Raw genomic sequence first — 21,494 nt, 5'->3', positions numbered from 1 at the left:
GAAGGTGTCATTGGCGCTGGACCGAGCGCCAACCGAGGTCGGCACCTACCGCAGGACGTTGAACCGCACCTGCGTCCACGCGCCATCCGCCGCCAGCGCGGTCAGCGTATGTGTGCCCGGCTCGGCGAACTCGCGCTGCATCAACTGTGCGCCGTGGGTCTGCGCGATCCAGCGGCCATCCAGCAGCCAGTCCACCGTCTGCTCGCTGCCCAGCGCGCGCAGTTGCAGGCGCACGCCGTGTTCGGCATTGGGTGCGCGAGCCAGGGTGGCACCGTTGTTGAGACCGTCGATGTGCAGCGCCACGCTGGCATCGCGCCCGTCATCACGGCAATCCGGTGACAGCGCTGGCAACTGCGAGGCCTCGCGCGTGGCCTTGGGCAACCACGGCGACAGCAGCGCCGGCCAGCGCGCGATCTCCCGTGGCACTTCCTCATGTGGCACGCGGCAGTCCGCCGACACACGCAGGCCGGTGTGCGCGTCAGCGAGGTAACGCTGCCGGCCCGGCTGCCAACGTCGTGCTTCGCGCTCGGGGAAGGTTGGCGGTGCGGCACCATCCAGCAGGTAGGCCGGCATCCGCCGCTGGCACAACGCTGGAGGCAGGCCTTCGGCGCGTTCGCCGGTCGGCCAGCAGATCTCTTCCTCACTGACGCTGGACGGCATCGGTGCGGCCGCCGAGTCGCCACGCTGGCGCGGCAGGCTGTCGACCACTTCGAACATCAACGGCAACGCGGTGACCGCGCCGTACTGGCCGGGTAACGGTGTGCCGTCCGGCCGTCCCACCCACACGCCCACGGTGTAGTGGCGCGTGCTACCGATCGCCCACGCATCGCGATAGCCATAGCTGGTGCCGGTCTTCCAGGCTACGCGCGGGCGACCGCCAACATCGAAGGTGCCAGCGCTGTAGCCTGGGCGCGGGTTCGATTCCAGCATTTCGCGCACGATCCAGCTTGCGCCCGGCGAGGCCAGGCGCCGCTCGATCATCGGTTCGTCATCGGTGTAGCGCACACGTCCAGCAATGCCGTTGCGGTTGAGCGCGGCGAACGCGCCGACCAGATCTTCCAGCCGCGCACCGGTACCGCCCAGAATCAAAGACAGGTTGGGCGTGCTGCCCGGCGGGAAGCGCAGCTGGATGCCGGAGTGTGAAAGCCGCGCAGCAAAGCGCGCAGCCCCGACCCGCTGCAGCAGGTCCACCGAGGGCACGTTGAGCGACAGGCGCAATGCGCTGGACGCGCCGATCGGCCCATTGAAGGCCATGTCGAAATTGCCGGGTCGGTAGCTGCCGAAACTCTGTGGCGCATCAACCAGCAGGCTTTCCGAATGGATCAGGCCGTCATCCAGTGCCATCGCATACAGGAACGGCTTCAGCGTGGAGCCCGGCGAGCGCCAGGCCTGCACCATGTCCACGTGGCCGAGGCGCTGACGGTCTCCGAAGGACAACGTGCCGACATAGGCACGCGCCTGCAGGGTCTGGTTGTCGACCACCAGCAACGCGGCAGAGGTGCGCTCGGGCAGCGTCGAGAAATAGCTGGCCACGCGTTCTTCCAGCGTGCGCTGCAGGCCGATGTCGATGCTGCTCTGGATGCGTGCCTGTCCTGGATGCGCCGAATGCAGGCGCTGCGCAAGCAATGCGGCGTGCAGCGGCGGCCGCAGCGAGCGCGCCACCACGTTCTCGATACGCGCGTCTTCCACCTCTTCCGGCGTCCACGCCCCCAGTTCGGCCATGCGTGACAGCACCTTGTCCCGCGCTTTCTGCGCCGCTTCCGGATGACGGTCCGGACGCAGCCGGCTCGGCGCCTGTGGCAGCACTGCCAGCAGCGCGGCCTCGGCATGCGACAGCTGCGCCGCCGGCTTGCCCAGGTAGGCCCAGCTGGCCGCTTCCACCCCCTCGATGGTGCCGCCATATGGCGCCCGTTCCAGATACAGGGCCAGGATCTGCTGCTTGCTCAGGTGCGCCTCAAGCTGCACTGCGCGCAGCATCTGCTTGAGCTTGCCCCAGGGCGTACGCGTATGCGGGTCGAGGATGCGTGCGACCTGCATGGTCAGGGTCGAGCCACCGGACACGATGCGGCCACCGCGCAGCAGCTGGCCGCTGGCACGCAGGATCGCCAGCGGATTGATGCCCGGATGGCGCCAGAACCAGCGGTCTTCGTAGGTCAGCAGCGCCTGCAGGTACAACGGCGAGACGCTGTCGATCGATGCCGGATAGCGCCACACGCCCTCGGCGTCGGCGAACGCACGCAACGGTGTGCCGTCTGCAGCCACCACCAGGGTGCTGGTATCGCGCTGCTTCGGCAGCGGCGGCGGAAAAGCGAAATCCAGCACCAGCAGCAGCGCCAGCGTGGCGGCCGTGCCCCAGCGCAACCACGGCCACAGCGGCCGCAGCCGGCGGCGCAGGGCCGCCAGCCGGGTCTTCATTGCGTCTTTCATTGCAGGTTGCCAGCGGGACGGGCCGCGCCGTCGCGGCCCGTCCGCGTGGTCACGGCTGTACCACCGTGATCGTGGTCGGGTTGCTGCGGCCAACGCCGCGCAGCTGTGGCCGGTACATGTCCTCCACCAGCGGCGGCGGCACCGAGTAAGTACCCGGGGTCACCGCGCGCACCAGATAGAACACGTTGGCCTTGCTGCCACGCGAGAGCTTCAGCGCGGCCACATAGCGGTCGTCGCGGAACTCTTCGTGCTTGGTGTCGGCAGCTTCGCCGCGGTCGCTGATGGTGATGCCATCAACCACCACATCGGCCCACTGCTTGGCATCGCCCAGATTGAAGTTCTCGATCTCCAGGCCGGCCGGCAACAGGTCGGTCAGCAATGCATCGGGCATCGTGGTGTCGGCGGTAACGGTGACGCGCACGATCAGGGCTTCGCCCTCCTTCAGCGGACGCGGCGACCACGGCTTGCCATCGGTGCCGAAGTAGCTGCGCTCGATACCCAGCACGCGGTTGTCCGGTGCGGGCGCACTGCGCGGAATGCCGGCCACGTCGATGCTGGCGAACATCGGCGGCTGCCCCTGCGGGGTGAAGCGCACGCCACTGGCCAGTTCGCTGGCACTGAAGTTGCGGCCGAACAGCTTGCGCTCGCCGATGGTCTCGGTGTTGCCACCGATCACCAGTTCACCGGCCACCAGTGCCTTCTGGTTGGCGGCCAGGGCCTTGCCAAGACGGGCGATGGCCACCTGCTCCTGCGTACTCAGCCACATCCAGCCCGCATTACGGCGCGCATCCAGGCCACGGCCCAGATCAACCGCACGTGCATCCCAGGCCGGCTTGGCCAGCTTGTTTTCGTGGGTCAGCGCGATCATCAGCGCGTCATCACGGATCGCACTGCCGTAGTCGCCGAAGTACGACGGGCGTTCGCTGCTGGACTTGGCGAAGGCCGCGGCCAGTGCCGCCTGGCCACGCTTGGCATCGCCCTGCAGCGACAGCGCCACGCCCAGGTGGACCAGCGACAGGCCACCCACCGCCTTGCTGCGCTCGTTGTCGTACAACGTGCGCAGCGTACCCAGCGGCGCACGGTTGACCCGGGCCAGCACGTAACCCGAGTACGCCTGATTGGCGAACTTCAGCTTCTCGCGATCCTCCTGGCCGTAGAACTGGTTGCCACCGGACAGCAGGTCCTCGCTGAGCCGGTTCAGTGCCTTCTGCAGCACGTTGTCGGGCACCGCGAAGCCGGCGTCCTTGGCGTCGAGCAGGAACTCGGTGATGTACGGGGTCAGCCACGGGTTCACATAGCCGTCGTCACCCCACATCGAGAAGTTGCCGTTGGCCACCTGCATCGACGCCAGGCGGCCGAACGCGCCTTCCATGCGCTCGCGGCGGGTCTTGGCATCCAGGCCGTCGGCACCGAGCATCGACGATGTCGCCTGGTCCAGGATCAGCGCCGCATAGCCCTTGCTGGTGGTCTGCTCGGCACAGCCGTACGGGTAGTTCAACGCGCCCTGCAGCGCACTGGCGAACGGGATCGGCGGCAGCGGGCTGACCAGCAGGCGGGCATTGACCGACTCGGACATCAAGCCATCGGTCAGGCTGTTGTCGAGGCTGACCGCCGCCAACGGATCCAGCGTGCGCACCTGCGAACGCAGCACCTGCGGCCACGCCGCACGCACCGGCAGCTCGTAGCGGCGGTCGGCCTTGAAGCCGTTGCCATCCACCCGCACCCGCACCTTGGCCACGCTGTGGCCTTCGCGTGCAGACAGCGGGAAGCTCAGCGTGGTCTTGGCATCGGCATTCAACTGCACGCTGCGGCTGCCCTCGCCCAGGTTCAGCGGGCCTTCGCTTTCCACCTTCACGTTGAACTGGCCCGGCTTGCCGGTGAAATTCTGCACGTCCAGGGTCACGGTGCTGCGGTCACCCGGGGCGAGCACGCGCGGCATGCTAGCTTCGGCCAGGATCGGCGCGCGCACCACGGTTTCCACGTCACGCTTGCCGTACTGGTCATCGCTGTAGACCAGCGCAGACACCCGCAGTGTGCCGTTGAAGTCTGGCACCTTCAGGCGTATGCGGGCGATGCCCCTGGCATCAAGCTGCACCGGGCCGGAGAACAGGTCCACGGTCTGCACGCGCGCGGTCGGGCGCTTGGCCTGCGGCAATGCCTGCAGCGCCATGTCGCCACCGAACTTCAGCTTGCCGGCACCGCCGTCGAAGCTCTCGATCACCCGGCTGTAGATGTCGTAGGCATCAATGCCAAGGCGACGCTGGGCGAAGAAGTGCGCACCGGCATCGGGCACCGGGAAGCGGGTGATGTTGAGGATGCCCACGTCCACCGCCGAGACGGTGACGTGCGCCATCTTGCCGGCCAGCTGCGGCGCGCTGACCGTCACCGGCAGGTCCTGCTCCGGCCGCATCTGCTTGGGCGCGGCCAGGCCGACGGCTACGGTGCGCCCCTTGCGATCCATCGGCACATGCACCACGCCCACGGCACGGGCCGGAGTGATCTTGCTCGGCGCGCTGCCGCCGCGGAACACCAGTGCGGTGATGTAGACGTCGTGGCGCTCCCAATCGGCGGTGACCGGAATCTTGAAGGTCGAACCCGGCTTGGCCTCGATGTCCTGCACGTACAGCATGCGGTCGGTCTCGACCATCAGGATGCCCTTGCCGGCATGCGGCGGGGTCACCGTCACTTCCAGGGTGTCACCAGCCTTGTAGCCGGTCTTGTCCAGGCCCAGCTTGACCTTGTCCGGGCGTGCATCCAGGCCACGGTTGTCATCGCCCCAGCTCCAGCCAGCACGGAACGGGTAGCGACTCGTCAGGCCGGTGGACGGATCGAACACGTCCACCCGGTATTCGCCCCACTCCACCGGGAAATCGAAGGCGACCGCGCTGCTGCCGGCATCGACGGTGCGGGTCTCCTTGTTCTCGAAGCGGCGGGTGAAATCGTAGTCCCAGCGGTTGTCGTTGAAGGTCCAGTGGTAGTCGCGCAGTTCGCGCACCAGGGTGATCTTCAGGCCCTTGGCCGGCTGCGGTGTGCCCGCAGCATCCACGCGCATCAGCTCGAAGCGTGCGTTGCCGTTGGAGTCAGCACCATCCTCGGGGTTGAACAGCGGGCGCACGCCGACCAGCGCGTTGGCCGGCCACATCACCCGCTTCAGGGTGCGGGTGACGGTACGGCCACCGGTTTCATACAGGCTGCCGGACAGCACCACCGCGATCGGCGCCTTGGCCTTGGCCGCCTCTTCCGGCAACGCCACATCCTCACGCAGCTGGCCGTTGCCCGGCAGCGTGGTGTCGATCACGTCCTTGGCTTCGCGCGGCAGCTGCAGGGTCGGGTCACCGAAGAAGTAGCCCGGCAGGCCCTCGACCGGCTGCTGCTCGGCGGCCACCGCCATGCGCGCGGTGAAACGGTTGCCGTCCGCCGGCGCACCGTACAGGTAGGCACCATTGGCCTGCAGGCGCAGGTCCTCGCCCGGCTTCAGCGTCTTCTGCGCGCTGTCCAGGTCCAGCTTCATGCGCTCGGGCAGGAACTCCTCGATACGCAGGGTCATGCCCTGGATCGCCTCCTTGCTGGCCGGATCGGTGCGGAACTCGACCTGCCAGCGCCCGGTCGGCGCCTCGGTGGGAATGACCTGCTCGAAGTTGATGTAGCCCTGCTCGCCCGGCTGCAGGCGGGTCTCGCGGAAGGTCTTGCCGTCGGGCTGCTTCAAGCGCAGGAACACCGGCTGTGCCTTGACCGGCTTGCCGTCGTTGTCACGCAGCAGGGCGGACAGGCGCACGGTCTCGCCCGGGCGATACAGGTCACGGCCGGACCAGGCGTAAACGTCGAACCAGGCATTGTCACGACCGGCCACGGCAAATTCGCTCAGGTCCAGCGCAGGCTGGTTGAACGGCAGGAAGCTGGTGTCCTTGCCCGTGCTGGCGACCAGCACGTGGGTGGCATCCAGGGTGTAGTTCAGCAGCGCATTGCCGTTGCCGTCGGTGCTGCCCTTCAGCACCACCTCGCCCTTGGCGTCGAGCACACGCAGGTCGATGCTCTTCAGCGGCGCACCGTCCTTGAGGCCGGCGGTGTGCACGAACAGCTTGTCCTTGTAGGCGCGCGTATGCAAGCCGATGTCGCTGACCGAGAAGAACGCGGTATCGAACTCGCCTTCATAGTCGCCGGTGCGCTTGAGCAGGGCGAAGTACAGGCCCGGCTCCTGCAGTTCCTTGATGTCCTGGGTCGGCAGGTAGGTCAGTACCCGCTCGTTTTTCTTGCCGCCAAGGATGAAGCGATTGACGTAGACCGGCTCGGCCAGCTTGTTGATCGGACTGCGCTCGTAGTCGCTGCTCAGCTCCCAGCTGCCACGGCGGCCGCCGCGCTGGTACTGGCTGAAGAAGGTCGGCAGGTCCTTCTCGCGCACGCGCAGGAATTCGACGTCGACCTCCGGCACGTTCACCGAGACCACCGGCAGGCCGCGGCTGTCCTTGGCCGGCAGCACGCTGCCCTGCGAGGCGAAGCCAACCACCGGCTTCAGCTCGCCGCTGAACACCTTCTGCTTCAGCTCCTTGCCCAGGCGGCTGCCGTCGGCGGCCAGCAGGTCGGGCGAGACCACCAGGCTGAATTCCTTGCCGGCCTCGACGAATGGATAGCGCAGGGTCAGGCCGTCATCGGACAGCGTCCAGCTGCTGTCGTCGGTGCCGACCTTCTCTTCGAAGCGCACCAGCTTGTCGAAATCCTGGGTGCCCACCAGTGGGCGCGAGAACTCCAGCGCCAGCGACAGGCCTTCGTTCTTCTGGTCCGGGTAAGCGCGCAGCAGGGTGAATTCCTTCACCTGCTCGGCCTTGGTGGTGATGGCCTCACCGCTGCTCTTGGGCAGCTGCCCGCTGTCGTTGCGGCAGCCGGCCAGGCCCAGCACCAGGCCTCCTGCCAGCAATGCTGCCGTCCATCCCCACCGCATCCGCCGTGCCGGACCGCTCATGTCGTCACTCCTTGATCGAGGTGGCCATTATAGGCAGGCCGCGTCAAGGTGTTGACGCGAATTCGGCAGGAATGCATCGGAACGGTAGCGCCGGGCCATGCCCGGCAGGGTTGGTAGTCGCCAACCTTGGTTGCCGTTGGGCCCGTGCCAACCAAGGTTGGCACCCACCAACGCCACCCTACCCCGGCAGGTACAGGTCCACGTAATCGGTCACCGGCGTCGCCGCCAGCGCCACCGGGTCGAGCGACGCGGCCAGGATGCGCTGCTGCTGGGCGGTCGGGAAGCGGTGGGCCAGGTGCCGGCGGAACTTGTCCATCAGCAGCGGAATGCCCTCCCCGCGGCGGCGGGCGTGGCCCAGCGGGTACTCCACCAGCACCTCCGGCAGTTCACTGCCATCGTTGAAGCGCACGCTGAGGCCGTTGGCGATGCTGCGCTTGCCCGGGTCCAGGTAGTCGGCGCTGAGCTGCGGATCCTCGTGGCAGGCCATCTTCGCGCGCAATGCATCGATGCGCGGATCGGCGGCGACGTCGTCCTCATAGTCCTCGGCCACCAGCCGCCCATGCAGCAGCGCGATGGCGATCATGTACTGCACGCAGTGGTCGCGGTCGGCCGGGTTATGCAGTGGACCCTGTTTGTCGATGATGCGGATGCAGGCTTGCTGGGTCCGGATCGCGATGTGCTCGATGTCCTCGACGCGCCTGCCGGCCACGCGCAGCTGCTGGTGCAGCGTGATCGCCGCCTCCACCGCGGTCTGGCCGTGGAACTCGGCCGGATAGCTGATCTTGAACAGCACGTTTTCCATCACATAGCTGCCCAACGGTCTCTCCAGCGTCAGTGCCTGGCCATGCATGGACACTGCCTCGAAGCCCCAGGTCGGTGCACTGAGCACGCTCGGATAGCCCATTTCGCCCGTTGCCGCGATCAGCGCCAGGCGCACGCCACGACTGGTGGCGTCGCCGGCGGCCCAGCTCTTGCGCGAACCGGTGTTGGGCGCGTGCCGGTAGGTGCGCAGCGCCTGGCCATCGACCCAGGCCAGCGACACTGCATTGAGCATGCGTTCGCGATCCAGCCCGAGCAACTGCGCGACCACGGCGGTGGTCGCCACCTTGACCAGCACCACATGGTCCAGCCCGACCCGGTTGAAGGAATTCTTCAGCGCCAGCACGCCCTGGATCTCATGCGCCTTGATCATCGCCAGCAGCACGTCGTGCACGGTCGGCGGTGGGCGACGCAGGGCCTGCGCGTTGCGTCCCAGCCAATCGCAGACGGCGAGGATGCCGCCCAGGTTGTCCGACGGGTGGCCCCATTCGGCGGCCAGCCAGGTGTCGTTGAAATCCAGCCAGCGCACCATCGCGCCAAGGTTGAAGGCGGCCTGCACCGGATCCAGCACGTAGTGCGTGCCCGGCACGCGCGCGCCGTTGACCACGCTGATGCCCGGCACCACGGGACCGAGCAGCTTGCTGCAGGCCGGGAAGGACAGCGCTTCCAGGCCGCAGCCCAGCGTATCAAGCAGGCAGTGATGCGCGGTCTGGAACGCCAGTGGTGAGTCGATGCGCGCGTCGCGCACGTAGTCGACGATGTCCACCAGCAGCGCATCCCACGCTGCACGCTCGTTGGATGGGGTGTGGTTGCCGGACATCGTCGATCTCCTCTTCAGAAAAGCAGGTCAGGCCGCGCATCCCGGTAGTCGCCAACCTTGGTTGGCGCTGGAGATTGCCCGGGCGGTGCCAATGCCATGCCAACCAAGGTTGGCATCTACCGAAGCGTGTGATGCCAGCGCCGACCTGCTGGTTACTCGGCCGGCACCCGCACCTTGCCTTCCATCAGCACGCGGGCACTGCGGCTCATGATGGCCTTGCTTACTGTCCACTGCCCGTCAACGAGTGCCGCCTGCGCACCCACGCGCAATGTGCCGGAGGGATGACCGAAGGTCACCGCTTCGCGCTCGCCGCCGCCTGCAGCACGGTTGACCAGTGTTCCGGGAATTGCCGCTGCAGTGCCGATCGCCACGGCGGCGGTACCCATCATCGCGTGGTGCAGTTTTCCCATCGACAACGCGCGCGCGTGCAGGTCGATCGCCGACGCCGGGATAGCTTTGCCACTGGACGAGACATAGTCCTGTGCCGGCGCCACGAAGGCCACCTTCGGCGTGTGCTGACGGGTGGCCGCGTCTTCCAGCTTCGAGATCAGGCCCATGCGCACTGCACCGTAGGCGCGGATCTTCTCGAAGCGCTCCAGCGCTCCTTTATCCTCGTTGATCACCGGCTGCAGCTCGGTACCGGTGTAACCCAGGTCGGCGGCGTTGAGGAAGATCGTCGGAATGCCGGCGGTGATCATCGTCACCTCGAAGCTGCCCACGCCCGGCACTTCCAGCGTATCGACCAGATTCCCGGTGGGGAACATCGCGCCGGCATCGCCGTCGTCGGACGGATCAATGAATTCAAGCTGGATCTCGGCGGCCGGGAAGGTCACGCCATCCAGCTCGAAATCACCGGTTTCCTGCACTTCGCCATCGCGCATCGGCACATGGGCAATGATGGTCTTGCCGATGTTGGCCTGCCAGATGCGCACGGTGCACAGGCCATCGCGTGGCACGCGAGCAGGATCGATCAGGCCGTTGGCGATGGCGAACGGACCCACCGCAGTGCTGAGATTGCCGCAGTTGCCGCTCCAATCGACGAAGGCGGTGTCGATCGAGACCTGGCCGTACAGATAGTCGACATCGTGATCCGGCACAGAGGCGGTGGAGATGATCACGCACTTGCTGGTGCTGGAGGTGGCGCCCCCCATGCCGTCGGTCTGCTTGCCATACGGATCGGGCGAACCGATCACGCGCATCAGCAGCGCATCGCGCTCGGCGCCAGGCACCTGCGCGGCCTCGGGCAGGTCCTGCAGGCGGAAGAACACGCCCTTGCTGGTGCCGCCGCGCATGTAGGTGGCGGGAATACAGAGTTGCGGGAGAAATGCCATGGAACGGTTCCTTGCAATGAAAGACGGCCCGTTACCGGGCCGTCGGATGCCTTACGCCACCTTGGCGCCTTCCAGGAAGTCCTGTGCGAAACGCTGCAGCACGCCACCGGCTTCGTAGATCGCCACTTCCTCGTCACTGTCCAGGCGGCAGGTGACCGGCACGATCACGTCCTGGCCGTCGCGGCGGTGGATGACCACGCGCAGCTCGGCGCGCGGCGTGCGTTCACCGATGACGTCGAAGGTTTCGGTGCCATCGATGCCCAGGGTCAGACGGGTGGTGCCCGGCTTGAACTCCAGCGGCAGCACGCCCATGCCGATCAGGTTGGTGCGGTGGATGCGCTCGAAGCCTTCGGCAACGATGGCCTCCACGCCAGCCAGGCGCACGCCCTTGGCGGCCCAGTCACGCGAAGAACCCTGCCCGTAGTCGGCACCGGCGATGATGATCAGCGGCTGCTTGCGCTCCATGTAGGTCTCGATCGCTTCCCACATGCGCATGACCTTGCCTTCCGGCTCGACGCGCGCCAGCGAACCCTGTTTCACGCTGCCATCTTCATTGCGCACCATCTCGTTGAACAGCTTCGGGTTGGCGAAGGTGGCACGCTGCGCGGTCAGGTGGTCACCGCGATGGGTGGCGTAGGAATTGAAGTCCTCTTCCGGCAGGCCCATCTTCGCCAGGTATTCGCCAGCCGCACTCGAGGCCAGGATCGCGTTGGACGGCGACAGGTGGTCGGTGGTGATGTTGTCGGGCAACACCGCCAGCGCACGCATGCCGGCCAGCGAGCGCTCACCGGCCAGTGCACCTTCCCAGTACGGCGGACGACGGATGTAGGTGCTCTGCGGGCGCCAGTCGTACAGCGGGCTCACCGCTGCGCCGTGTTCGACGCGTACGTTGAACATCGGGTTGTAGACGCTGCGGAACTGCTCCGGCTTCACCGCCGCCTTCACCACCGCATCGATCTCGGCGTCACTCGGCCAGATGTCCTTCAGGCGCACCTCGTTGCCGTCGGTGTCCACGCCCAGCACATCCTTCTCGATGTCAAAGCGGATGGTGCCGGCAATGGCGTAGGCGATCACCAGCGGCGGCGAGGCCAGGAACGCCTGCTTCGCATACGGATGGATGCGGCCGTCGAAGTTGCGGTTGCCCGACAGTACCGCCGTGGCGTACAGGTCACGGTCGATGATTTCCTGCTGGATCTTCGGATCCAGCGCGCCGCTCATGCCATTGCAGGTGGTGCAGGCGAAGGCGACGATGCCGAAGCCCAGCTTCTCCAGGTCCGGCAGCAGGCCCGCTTCTTCCAGGTACAGCTGCACTGCCTTGGAACCGGGTGCCAGCGACGACTTCACCCAAGGCTTGCGCAGCAGGCCGCGCTCGTTGGCCTTGCGTGCCAGCAGGCCGGCGGCGATCACGTTGCGCGGGTTGGAGGTATTGGTGCAGCTGGTGATGGCAGCGATGATCACCGCGCCATCCGGCATCAGGCCCTGTGCCTGCTCGGCCTTGCCTGCTTCCAGCTTGGCTTCGTCGGCGATGCCGCGCTCGGCCAGCTCGGCGGTGGCCACGCGCTTGTGCGGGTTGGACGGGCCGGCCATGTTGCGCACCACGGTCGACAGATCGAAGCGCAGCACGCGCTCGTACTGTGCGGTGGCCAGGTCATCGGCCCACAGGCCGGTGGTGCGTGCATAGTTTTCCACCAGCGCCACCTGCGATTCCTCGCGGCCGGTCAGGCGCAGGTACTCGGTGGTCTGCGCATCGATGTAGAACATCGCCGCAGTGGCGCCGTACTCCGGGCACATATTGGAGATGGTGGCGCGGTCACCGATGGTCAGTGCCGCGGCACCCTCGCCGAAGAATTCAAGCCAGGCGCCCACCACGCGTTCCTTGCGCAGGAACTCGGTCAATGCCAGCACCACGTCGGTGGCGGTGATGCCGGGCTGCGGCTTGCCGGTCAGCTCGACACCGATGATGTCCGGCAGGCGCATCCACGAGGCACGGCCCAGCATCACGTTTTCTGCTTCCAGGCCGCCAACACCGATGGCGATCACGCCCAGTGCATCCACATGCGGGGTGTGGCTGTCGGTGCCCACGCAGGTATCCGGGAAGGCCACGCCGTCCTGCACGTAGACTACCGGCGACATCTTCTCCAGGTTGATCTGGTGCATGATGCCGTTGCCCGGCGGAATCACGTCCACGTTTTCGAAGGCCAGCTTGGTCCAGTCAATGAAGTGGAAACGGTCTTCGTTGCGACGGTCTTCGATGGCGCGATTCTTCTCGAACGCCTGCGGATCGTAACCACCGCATTCCACCGCCAGCGAGTGATCGACGATCAGCTGCACCGGCACCACCGGATTGACCTTGGCCGGGTCGCCGCCCTTGTCGGCAATCGCATCACGCAGGCCGGCCAGATCGACCAGTGCGGTCTGCCCGAGGATGTCATGGCACACCACGCGCGCAGGGAACCACGGGAAATCCAGGTCGCGACGGCGCTCGATCAGCTGCTTCAGCGAATCGGTCAGCGTCGCCGGATCGCAGCGGCGCACCAGGTTCTCGGCCAGCACGCGCGATACGTACGGCAGCGTGGCGTAGGCGCCGGGCTGGATCGCATCGACAGCGGCGCGCGCGTCGAAATAGTCCAGCGAGCTGCCGGGGAGGTTCTTGCGGTAATCGGTATTCATGGGCTGGCGGGATGCTTTGGGCGGGCCGGGTGCCGGCAGTGCGGCGGCGAAAGCATCCGGCCGGCACAGGGCCGGCCGGATGGATACAGCAGGTGGATCAGACGCGCTTGTCGATGGCGACGAAGTCGCGGTCTTCCGGGCCGATGTAATTGGCGCTCGGGCGGATGATCTTGCCGTCGATACGCTGCTCGACGATGTGCGCGCTCCAGCCGGCGGTGCGGGCGATCACGAACAGGGGGGTGAACATCGCGGTCGGCACGCCCATCATGTGGTAGCTGACGGCGCTGAACCAGTCCAGGTTCGGGAACATCTTCTTGATGTCCCACATCACCGTTTCCAGGCGCTCGGCGATGTCGTACATCTTCATGCTCGACTGCTCTTCGGACAGTTCGCGGGCGACGTCCTTGATCACCTTGTTGCGCGGATCGGACACGGTGTAGACCGGGTGGCCGAAACCGATCACCACTTCCTTGCGCTCCACGCGGGCCTTGATGTCTTCCTCGGCCTCATCCGGATTGTCGTAGCGCTTCTGCACTTCGAAGGCCACTTCATTGGCACCGCCATGCTTGGGACCGCGCAGCGCACCGATGCCACCGCAGATCGCGCTGTACATGTCGCTGCCGGTGCCGGCGATGACACGGCAGGCGAAGGTGGAAGCATTGAATTCGTGCTCGGCGTACAGGATCAGCGAGGTGTGCATCGCCTTCACCCACGAATCCTGCGGCTTCTCGCCATGCAGCAGATGCAGGAAGTGACCACCGATGGAGTCGTCGTCGGTCTCCACATCGATGGCGCGGCCGTTGTGGCTCCAGTGGTACCAGTACAGCAGCATCGAACCGAGGCAGGCCATCAGCTTGTCGGCGATGTCGCGCGCACCCGGATGGTTGTGGTCGTCCTTTTCCGGCGACACGCAGCCGAGCACGGACACGCCAGTGCGCATCACGTCCATCGGGTGTGCCGACGGCGGCAGTTCTTCCAGAGCGGCCTTCACCGCCGCCGGAATGCCACGCAGCGACTTCAGCTTGGCCTTGTACGAAACCAGCTCGGCGCGGGTCGGCAGCTTGCCGTGCACCAGCAGGTAGGCGATTTCCTCGAACTCACTGGTGTTGGCCAGGTCCAGGATGTCGTAGCCACGGTAGTGCAGATCGTTGCCGCTGCGGCCCACGCTGCACAGCGCGGTGTTGCCGGCAGCAGTGCCGGACAGGGCGACGGACTTCTTCGGCTTGAAGGTCGGGGTTGCGGTCGTATCGTTCATGTTTTCCCTCCGAAAACTGATGGTGCAGGGTACTGCTTATTTCTTGGCGGCGAACAGTGCATCGAGCTGCTGCTCGAAGGCGTGGTAGCCGATGCGGTCATACAGCTCTTCGCGCGTCTGCATGCTCTCCACCACATTGCGCTGATGGCCATCGCGGCGCACCGCCTGGTAGACATTTTCGGCGGCCTTGTTGGCCGCACGGAACGCCGACAGCGGGAACAGCTGGATGGCAACGCCGGCCGAGGCCAGTTCATCGCGGCTGAACAGCGGGGTGGCACCGAATTCGGTGATGTTGGCCAGCACCGGCACCTTCACCGCATCGACGAAGCGGCGGTAGGTGTCCAGATCATAGGCAGCCTCGGCGAAGATGCCGTCGGCACCTGCCTCGACACAGGCGATGGCGCGCTCGATGGCCTTGTCCACGCCGTCCACCTGGATGGCATCGGTGCGTGCGATCAGGAAGAAGTCCGGATCAGTCTTGGCATCGGCGGCAGCCTTCACGCGGTCGACCATTTCACCCTGCGAGACGATCTCCTTGCCCGGACGGTGGCCGCAGCGCTTGGCGCCAACCTGGTCTTCGATGTGACAGGCAGCCGCGCCAGCCTTGATCAGCGACTTCACGGTGCGCGCGATGTTGAACGCGCTCGGGCCGAAACCGGTGTCGATGTCGACCATCAGCGGCAGGTCGCAGACATCGGTGATGCGCCGCACGTCGATCAGCACGTCTTCCAGGGTGTTGATACCCAGGTCCGGCAGGCCCAGCGAGCCCGCGGCAACACCGCCACCGGACAGATAGATGGCGCGGAAGCCGGCGCGCTTGGCCAGCAGGGCGTGGTTGGCGTTGATCGCGCCGATCACCTGCAGCGGCGATTCGGCAGCCAGCGCCTCACGGAAGCGGGCACCGGCGGAGAATGGGGCGGAAGCGGTCATGCGGCAATCCAGGTTGAAGAACGGGAAAGTAGGCGCAAGCACCATGCCAAGCTGCAAGCGGTTGATTTCACGGGGATGACCGGCACGCAACGGCGAAACAAATGAAACATTGAAACAGATGTATCATGAAACACCCCGCCCGAATCCGCCGCCATGTACCTGCCCCGATCACCCCTGCGCCACGCCGATATCGACCCCGGCCGCCCGGTGATCTGGACCGTCAGCGTCTCGCGGCTGACCGGCCTGCTCGGCGACGTCATTCCCGAATTCGACCGCCGCGCACGCATCGAGCAGATCAACCTCGGCTTCGAGGAGGCGGTAGAGGTGATCGGCCAGCGCCTGCGCCGCGAGCACTGTGACGTAGTGATCGCCGGCGGCTCCAATGCGGCGTGGCTGCGTGGTCGGCTGGAGCTGCCACTGGTGCCGATCCAGGCCAACGGCTTCGACCTGATGGAAGCACTGGCGCGCGCGCGACGCATCGCTCCGCGCATCGGCCTGGTCACCCACGCCAGCGATGTACCGGTGTTCAGCAACTTCCAGCAGAGTTTCGGCCTGGATATCGAGCATCGCCGCTTCGTCACCCGCGAGGACGCGCGCGACTGCATCGCCGACCTGCGCGCCAACGGCATCGAGGTGATCGTCGGCACCGGCATGGCCATCGACCATGCCGAGCAGGCCGGCCTGCCCGGGGTGCTGCTGTATTCGGCCGACTCGGTGCGGCAGGCGTTCGAACATGCACTGGAACTGACCCAGACCCTGGCACGTTCCGGCAGCAACCGCCCTGCCCCGCGCCGGCGCCCGGCAGCGCGTGCCGATGCGCATGAACTGCTCGGCGACAGCGACGCGATGGCGCAGGTGCGCGCGCAGATCGCGCTCTACGCCCCACATGACAGCACCGTGCTGGTCAGCGGCGAGACTGGCACCGGCAAGGAACTGGTCGCGCGCCAGCTGCACGCTGCCAGCGGTCGTCGTGGACGCTTCGTGGCACTGAACTGCGGGGCGATCAGTGAATCGCTGCTGGAGGCGGAACTGTTCGGCTACAGCGATGGCGCCTTCACCGGCGCACGTCGTGGCGGCCGCGTCGGCCTGGTCGAGGCGGCAGATGGCGGCACTCTGTTCCTGGACGAAATTGGCGAACTGCCGCTGCCACTGCAGACCCGCCTGCTGCGGGTGCTGGAAGAACGTGAAGTGCTGCGTGTCGGCGCCACCGAACCGACCCCGGTGGACCTGCGCGTGGTGGCCGCCACCCTGCAGTCGCTGGAGCAGCGCGCGGCCACCGGAGGCTTCCGCCGCGACCTGTATTACCGCTTGGCAGCGCTGCGCATTGCCCTGCCCTCGCTGCGTGCGCGGCGCGGTGACATCCTGCTGTTGGCGCAGCACTTCTTCCGCCAGCTGCGCGGCATCGACGCGCCGCTGGATGAGGATGCACTGGCGGTGTTGACCGCTGCCGAATGGCCCGGCAACGTGCGTGAACTTCGCAATCTGGTGGATCGCCTGCGCATCCACTGGCAGCCCGGTGAAGGGCTGATTGATGCCGCGCGACTGCTGCAGCTGGCGCCCGAACTTGTGAATGAGGGCGTTGCAGCATTGCCGGTGGAAAGCAACGGCAAGCGCCCACCGCGTGCGCAGCTGGAAGCGCTGCTTCAGGAACATCGCAATGATCGCGAGGGCATGGCGCAGGCGCTGGGTGTATCGCGCACCACGCTGTGGCGCTGGCTGCGCGCTGAAGGCCTGTAGAGCCAAGCTCATGCTCGGCTGATCTTCCCGCAGAAACAGCCGAGCATGGGCTCGGCTCTACAGGGTGCGTGCCGTCAGCGTGCCCAGCGCGCCTCTATCGCAAACCGGCCGCTGCCCACTGCCGCAACCCATAACAGCAGCACCCCAAGCGGCACTTCACTCAGATAGAAGAACCAGCTCAGCCAATCCGGCACACTAAGCCCGGCAGGAATGCGCGCGATGCCATCGGTCAGCGCAGCAACCGCGCAGATCGCCGCCAGCAGCAGGGCCGAGGGGCGACTCAACAGACCCAGCACCAGCAGGCCGCCGGCGATCCATTCGATCGCCCCGAGCACCGGCGCACTGAACACCGGGAACGGAATGCCCGCATCAACCAACGTATGCACCATGCGCTCGCGCCCCGCGTCGGTAAACACCTTGTTCCAGCCGGACACGCAGAACATCACACCGGCAACGATACGGGCGAGCAGCAGCAGGTACGCTTCCACGCCGCGGCGGGTGGGAGGTACGGCGAACAGGCAGCGCCAGGAAGGCATGGCGACTCCGGAAATCGAGGGAATTCTTCGGAGTGTGCCGGTTGCTGACCTGCTCGCAGATGAAGCTGACCAGTCCGTTCGCGACAACGAGCTCTTGTGGAGTCGAGCCATGCTCGACTGCTTTACGCGCCAGAGCAACAGCAGCCGAGCATGGCTCGGCTCTACAAGGAGCTTGCATCAGCAAGCAGCAGCTCGATTTCCTCCACCTGCACCACCGGCACCTGCCACGGGTGATGCGGCGCAATGCCCTGTTCGAAGATGCGCTGAAGCCGCTGCGGATCACGCGGCAGGCAGAATTCCAGACGCACGCTGTCGACCACTTCGGTGCGACCCGCCTCACCCCGTACGGGCGTCGCACCCACGCGTGGACGGAACTGTTCAAACCCCGGCGCCGACCACCACATACCGTGTTCGTAGTCGCCGGCAGCCAGCGCGTCCACCGCCAGGATGCCCTGCTTCACCGCGTCCAGTGCTGCCGACGGCACGAACACCACCACACGGTACAGCGGCAGGCGTTGCATCAGGTTGCCTTACGGGTACAGCAGGCGCTTGCTCCAGCGCCCTTCGGCACCGGCTTCATAGCACCAGCGTTCATGCAGGCGGAACTGCGCGCCGTACCAGAACTCCATGCGGTCGGGGACCACACGCAGGCCGCTCCAACCCTCCGGGCGCGGCACGTCCTTGCCTTCGAAGCGGGCTTCGATCTCGGCCACGCGCGCGTCGAAGTCTTCGCGCGTTGCCAGCGTCTTCGACTGCTGCGAGGCCCACGCGCCGATCTGGCTCATGCGCGGGCGGCTGGCGAAATAGGCATCGGCCTCGGCGTCCGCCACCTGCTCGACACGGCCTTCGATGCGCACCTGGATGCCAGCCTCGCGCAGGCTGCGCCACAGGAACAGCAGTGCGGCCTGCGGATTGGCCTGAAGTTCCTGGCCCTTGTGGCTGTCCAGATGGGTGTAGAAGACAAAGCCACGCTCGTCGAAGGCCTTCAGCAGCACGGTGCGCGCCGAGGGACGGCCCTGCGTATCAGCAGTGGCCACGGTCATCGCATTCGGCTCGACCTCGCGACTCTGTTTGGCCTCTTCGAACAGGCCGGCAAACGTGGACAGGGCTTCGGCGTACAGGTCGCTCATGATTGCGTTCTTCTCACACGGATTGGGCTATTGTGGCTGCATGGTCGCTGCTGCGTATATGCCCCAGGTGAAAGGATTCCCCGAAACATTGGCCGAACAGGCGCTGGACGATGCGCTGGCCAGCGGTGCAGCAGTTCCAGTATTGGCGATCAGCGGCCTGCAGGGGAGCGGCAAATCGACGCTGGCGGCGCAGGTGGTGGCGCGCGCGCAAGCACGTGGCCTGAACGCGGCCACGCTGTCGATCGATGATGTCTACCTGACCCGCGCGCAGCGCCAGCGGCTGGCCCGCCAGGTGCATCCGCTGCTGATCACCCGCGGGCCGCCCGGCACCCACGACCTGCCGCTGGCCCACGCCGTGCTGGACGCGGTGGCCGCACGCCAGCCCTTTGCGATGCCACGATTCGACAAGCTGGCCGACGAGCGCCTGCCTGATGCTCAGTGGCCGCAGCTGCAGCAGCCATTGGACCTGCTGGTGTTCGAAGGCTGGTTCCTCGGCACACCAGCGCAGGATGACAACGCACTGGACAGCCCGTTGAACGCGCTGGAACGCGAGGCCGACGCCGATGGCCGTTGGCGCCGCTGGTGCAATCAGGCACTGGCCCGCGACTACCCGGCGTTGTGGCAGCGCTGCAACCGCCTGTGGTTCCTGCAGCCGCCGGATTTTTCGGTGGTGCCGCGCTGGCGCTGGCAGCAGGAGCAGAACCTGCAGGCGGCGCAGCCGGGCCGGCACGGCATGAGCCGGCCGCAGCTGGAGCGCTTCGTACAGTATTACGAGCGGGTCAGCCGGCAGGCACTGCATGCCCTGCCCGGCCTGGCCGACCACGTGGTGGTGCTGGACGGCCAGCGCCAGGTGCAGACGGTGCGCTGAAGGCGCCTATTCCACCAGGAATGTCACCCGCAGATTGACCCGCCATTCGGTGATTTCGCCGTTGCCATCGGTCACCACCTTGGTTTCGTTGATCCAGGCGCCCTGGATGCCCTTGACCGTCCCGGACACCTTCTTCAAACCACTGCGCACGGCATCCTCCACGCTCTTGGGCGAGGACGCATTGATTTCGATGACCTTGGCGACCGTCATGGCTGCTACTCCGTCAGGCGCGGGAAACCCCGCAGGGACCCCCACCGTGACGTGAAGAACGTAAAGGCCAAGGCACGGAGGTGTTAGGATCAGAGGGGCATGAATCCTGCTCCGAACCTGATCCTGATCGGCCCGATGGGCGCCGGTAAAACCTGCATCGGCCGCCGCCTGGCCGAGCGCTTCACGCTGGACTTCGTCGATGTCGACCAGGCCATCGTCGATGCCGCGGGCGCCAGCATCCCGACCATTTTCGAGCACTCGGGCGAAACCGGCTTCCGCAGCCATGAGCGCGAGGCGCTTGCGCGCGTACTGGAAGGCCGTGGCCAGCTGGTCTCCACCGGTGGCGGCGCCGTACTGGATCCGGGCAACCGTGCGCTGATCGCCCAGCGCGGATTCGTGGTCTATCTGCGGGTCAGCGTGGCCGAACAGCTGGAGCGCCTGGCCCGCGACAAGGGCCGGCCGCTGCTGCAGCGCCCTGACCGCGAGCAGGTGCTGCACGATCTGGCCGCACACCGCGACCCGCTGTACCGTGAGCTGGCCGACCTCACCCTCGATACCGACCCGTATACCGCTGCCGACGCGACCGCCCACCTGGTGGTCAAGCTGGCTACGCAATGGCAGCGCCAGGACCTGACCGCATGACCTCCCCCGCCCTGCTGCAGGTCGCCGTTGGCGGCGACCGCCCCTACTCCATCACCATCGGCGCCGGTGCCCAGGCCGACGGCGCTGCGCTGGCCTCGCACGTTCGCGGCCGCCACGTGCTGCTGCTCAGCGACAGCGAAGTGGCCCCGCGCTACCTGGCCGCCGTGAAGCAGGCGCTGCTGGCCGCACGCCCCGACCTGATCGTCGGCGAGCACGTACTGGCCGCCGGCGAAGCCTCCAAGACCCTGGCCGAATTCGGCCGCGCGATCGAAGCGCTGGCCGCACTCGGCGCCACCCGCGATGCCTGCGTGTTCGCCCTCGGCGGCGGCGTGGTCGGTGACCTCGCCGGTTTCGCCGCCGCCTGCTGGATGCGCGGCGTGGACTGCGTGCAATTGCCGACTACCCTGCTGGCGATGGTCGATTCGTCGGTGGGCGGCAAGACCGCGGTCGACATCCCGGCCGGCAAGAACCTGGTCGGCGCGTTCCATCCGCCGCGCGCGGTGATCGCTGATACCCGCGTGCTGGCCACCCTGCCGCCGCGCGAACTGCGCGCTGGCCTGGCCGAAGTGGTGAAGTACGGTGCACTGGGCGACGCGGTGTTCTTCGAATGGCTGCAGGAGCATGCCGATGCGCTGCTGGCCAGCGAAGACGCAGTGCTGGCCGAAGCCATCGCGCGCAGCTGCCGACACAAAGCCGCCATCGTCGAACGCGATCCGTTCGAGAAGGGCGAGCGTGCCCTGCTCAACCTGGGCCACACCTTCGGCCACGCCATCGAGACCGAACAGGGCTACTCCGCTCCCGGCCGCGATGCGTTGAACCACGGCGAAGCGGTGGCGGTGGGCATGGTGCTGGCGGCAAAGCTGTCCACCGACCTGGGTCTGGCCGACGATGCCGACCGTGCGCGCCTGCAGGCATTGCTGGAACGCCTCGGCCTGCCGGTGGCGATCCCGGCCGGACTGGACCCGCAGGCCCTGCTCGGCCGCATGCGGCTGGACAAGAAGAACGTGGCCGGCCGCCTGCGCCTGGTGCTGTGGCGTGGCATGGGCCGTGCCGAAGTGGTGCCGGACGTGGATGAGGCCGCGGTGCTGAAGGTGCTGGGCGCGGCCTGACCATCCTCTGGTCCGGTAGTGCCGGCCGCTGGCCGGCTGCTGCGCTCATGAAG

15 protein-coding genes are annotated in these 21,494 nt (G+C 66.7%); 4 read left to right on the top strand and 11 right to left on the bottom strand.

Annotated elements, in window-relative coordinates:
* Nucleotides 1–45: 45 nt before the first annotated feature.
* From pbpC to prpB, 7 genes are all read right to left on the bottom strand, one after another.
* The gene (gene pbpC / locus AC07M7_RS04425; RefSeq protein ID WP_253079617.1) at nucleotides 46–2,427 is read right to left on the bottom strand and encodes a penicillin-binding protein 1C; all 2,382 of its coding nucleotides are present in this window, start codon (nucleotides 2,425–2,427) and stop codon (nucleotides 46–48) included.
* 49 nt (nucleotides 2,428–2,476) lie between these two features.
* On the bottom strand, nucleotides 2,477–7,384 hold the full coding sequence (locus AC07M7_RS04420) for an alpha-2-macroglobulin family protein (protein ID WP_495206820.1): 4,908 nt from the start codon (nucleotides 7,382–7,384) through the stop codon (nucleotides 2,477–2,479).
* Nucleotides 7,385–7,562: 178 nt separating this feature from the next.
* Nucleotides 7,563–9,023, bottom strand: coding sequence for a bifunctional 2-methylcitrate dehydratase/aconitate hydratase (locus tag AC07M7_RS04415; RefSeq protein ID WP_046985084.1), 1,461 nt, complete (start codon nucleotides 9,021–9,023; stop codon nucleotides 7,563–7,565).
* 152 nt (nucleotides 9,024–9,175) lie between these two features.
* Nucleotides 9,176–10,354 carry a 2-methylaconitate cis-trans isomerase PrpF gene (gene prpF / locus AC07M7_RS04410; RefSeq protein ID WP_495206819.1) on the bottom strand — a complete coding sequence of 393 codons (1,179 nt, stop codon included), beginning with the start codon at nucleotides 10,352–10,354 and terminating at the stop codon, nucleotides 9,176–9,178.
* A gap of 51 nt (nucleotides 10,355–10,405) precedes the next feature.
* Nucleotides 10,406–13,024, bottom strand: coding sequence for a Fe/S-dependent 2-methylisocitrate dehydratase AcnD (gene acnD / locus AC07M7_RS04405; RefSeq protein WP_426355430.1), 2,619 nt, complete (start codon nucleotides 13,022–13,024; stop codon nucleotides 10,406–10,408).
* 97 nt (nucleotides 13,025–13,121) lie between these two features.
* Nucleotides 13,122–14,279, bottom strand: coding sequence for a bifunctional 2-methylcitrate synthase/citrate synthase (gene prpC, locus AC07M7_RS04400; RefSeq protein ID WP_046985081.1), 1,158 nt, complete (start codon nucleotides 14,277–14,279; stop codon nucleotides 13,122–13,124).
* 36 nt (nucleotides 14,280–14,315) lie between these two features.
* The gene (gene prpB, locus AC07M7_RS04395; RefSeq protein ID WP_012511842.1) at nucleotides 14,316–15,209 is read right to left on the bottom strand and encodes a methylisocitrate lyase; all 894 of its coding nucleotides are present in this window, start codon (nucleotides 15,207–15,209) and stop codon (nucleotides 14,316–14,318) included.
* A 153-nt stretch (nucleotides 15,210–15,362) separates the two neighbouring features.
* On the opposite strand from prpB, the gene prpR reads away from it, so the two are divergent.
* On the top strand, nucleotides 15,363–16,946 hold the full coding sequence (gene prpR / locus AC07M7_RS04390; RefSeq protein WP_482998692.1) for a propionate catabolism operon regulatory protein PrpR: 1,584 nt from the start codon (nucleotides 15,363–15,365) through the stop codon (nucleotides 16,944–16,946).
* Between the two features lie 74 nt (nucleotides 16,947–17,020).
* Here the strand turns inward: prpR and AC07M7_RS04385 are convergent, their stop codons facing one another.
* From AC07M7_RS04385 to pdxH, 3 genes are all read right to left on the bottom strand, one after another.
* Nucleotides 17,021–17,482: a DoxX family protein gene (locus tag AC07M7_RS04385; protein WP_482998693.1), complete on the bottom strand. Its 462-nt coding sequence runs from the start codon at nucleotides 17,480–17,482 to the stop codon at nucleotides 17,021–17,023.
* A 161-nt stretch (nucleotides 17,483–17,643) separates the two neighbouring features.
* On the bottom strand, nucleotides 17,644–18,003 hold the full coding sequence (locus AC07M7_RS04380; protein WP_088479627.1) for a YqfO family protein: 360 nt from the start codon (nucleotides 18,001–18,003) through the stop codon (nucleotides 17,644–17,646).
* 9 nt (nucleotides 18,004–18,012) lie between these two features.
* Nucleotides 18,013–18,612 carry a pyridoxamine 5'-phosphate oxidase gene (gene pdxH, locus AC07M7_RS04375; protein ID WP_495206818.1) on the bottom strand — a complete coding sequence of 200 codons (600 nt, stop codon included), beginning with the start codon at nucleotides 18,610–18,612 and terminating at the stop codon, nucleotides 18,013–18,015.
* Nucleotides 18,613–18,652: 40 nt separating this feature from the next.
* On the opposite strand from pdxH, the gene AC07M7_RS04370 reads away from it, so the two are divergent.
* Nucleotides 18,653–19,480, top strand: coding sequence for a kinase (locus AC07M7_RS04370; RefSeq protein ID WP_495206817.1), 828 nt, complete (start codon nucleotides 18,653–18,655; stop codon nucleotides 19,478–19,480).
* A 6-nt stretch (nucleotides 19,481–19,486) separates the two neighbouring features.
* Here AC07M7_RS04370 and AC07M7_RS04365 read toward each other — a convergent pair whose 3' ends face one another.
* Nucleotides 19,487–19,690: a dodecin family protein gene (locus tag AC07M7_RS04365; protein WP_012511846.1), complete on the bottom strand. Its 204-nt coding sequence runs from the start codon at nucleotides 19,688–19,690 to the stop codon at nucleotides 19,487–19,489.
* A 99-nt stretch (nucleotides 19,691–19,789) separates the two neighbouring features.
* Between AC07M7_RS04365 and AC07M7_RS04360 the strand changes: the two genes are divergently transcribed.
* Nucleotides 19,790–20,332, top strand: a complete 543-nt coding sequence (locus AC07M7_RS04360; RefSeq protein ID WP_046985075.1) for a shikimate kinase — start codon at nucleotides 19,790–19,792, stop codon at nucleotides 20,330–20,332.
* Entirely contained in the window at nucleotides 20,329–21,441 is a 1,113-nt protein-coding gene (gene aroB / locus AC07M7_RS04355) for a 3-dehydroquinate synthase (RefSeq protein WP_253079608.1), read from the top strand. Before AC07M7_RS04360 ends, aroB begins: the two co-directional genes overlap by 4 nt.
* Nucleotides 21,442–21,494 lie beyond the last annotated feature (53 nt).

The sequence above is a fragment of the Stenotrophomonas sp. GW821-FHT09E08 genome (assembly GCF_059416125.1).
Note: the sequence above shows the minus strand (reverse complement) of the source record. Positions and strands in the feature narration are given on the sequence as shown.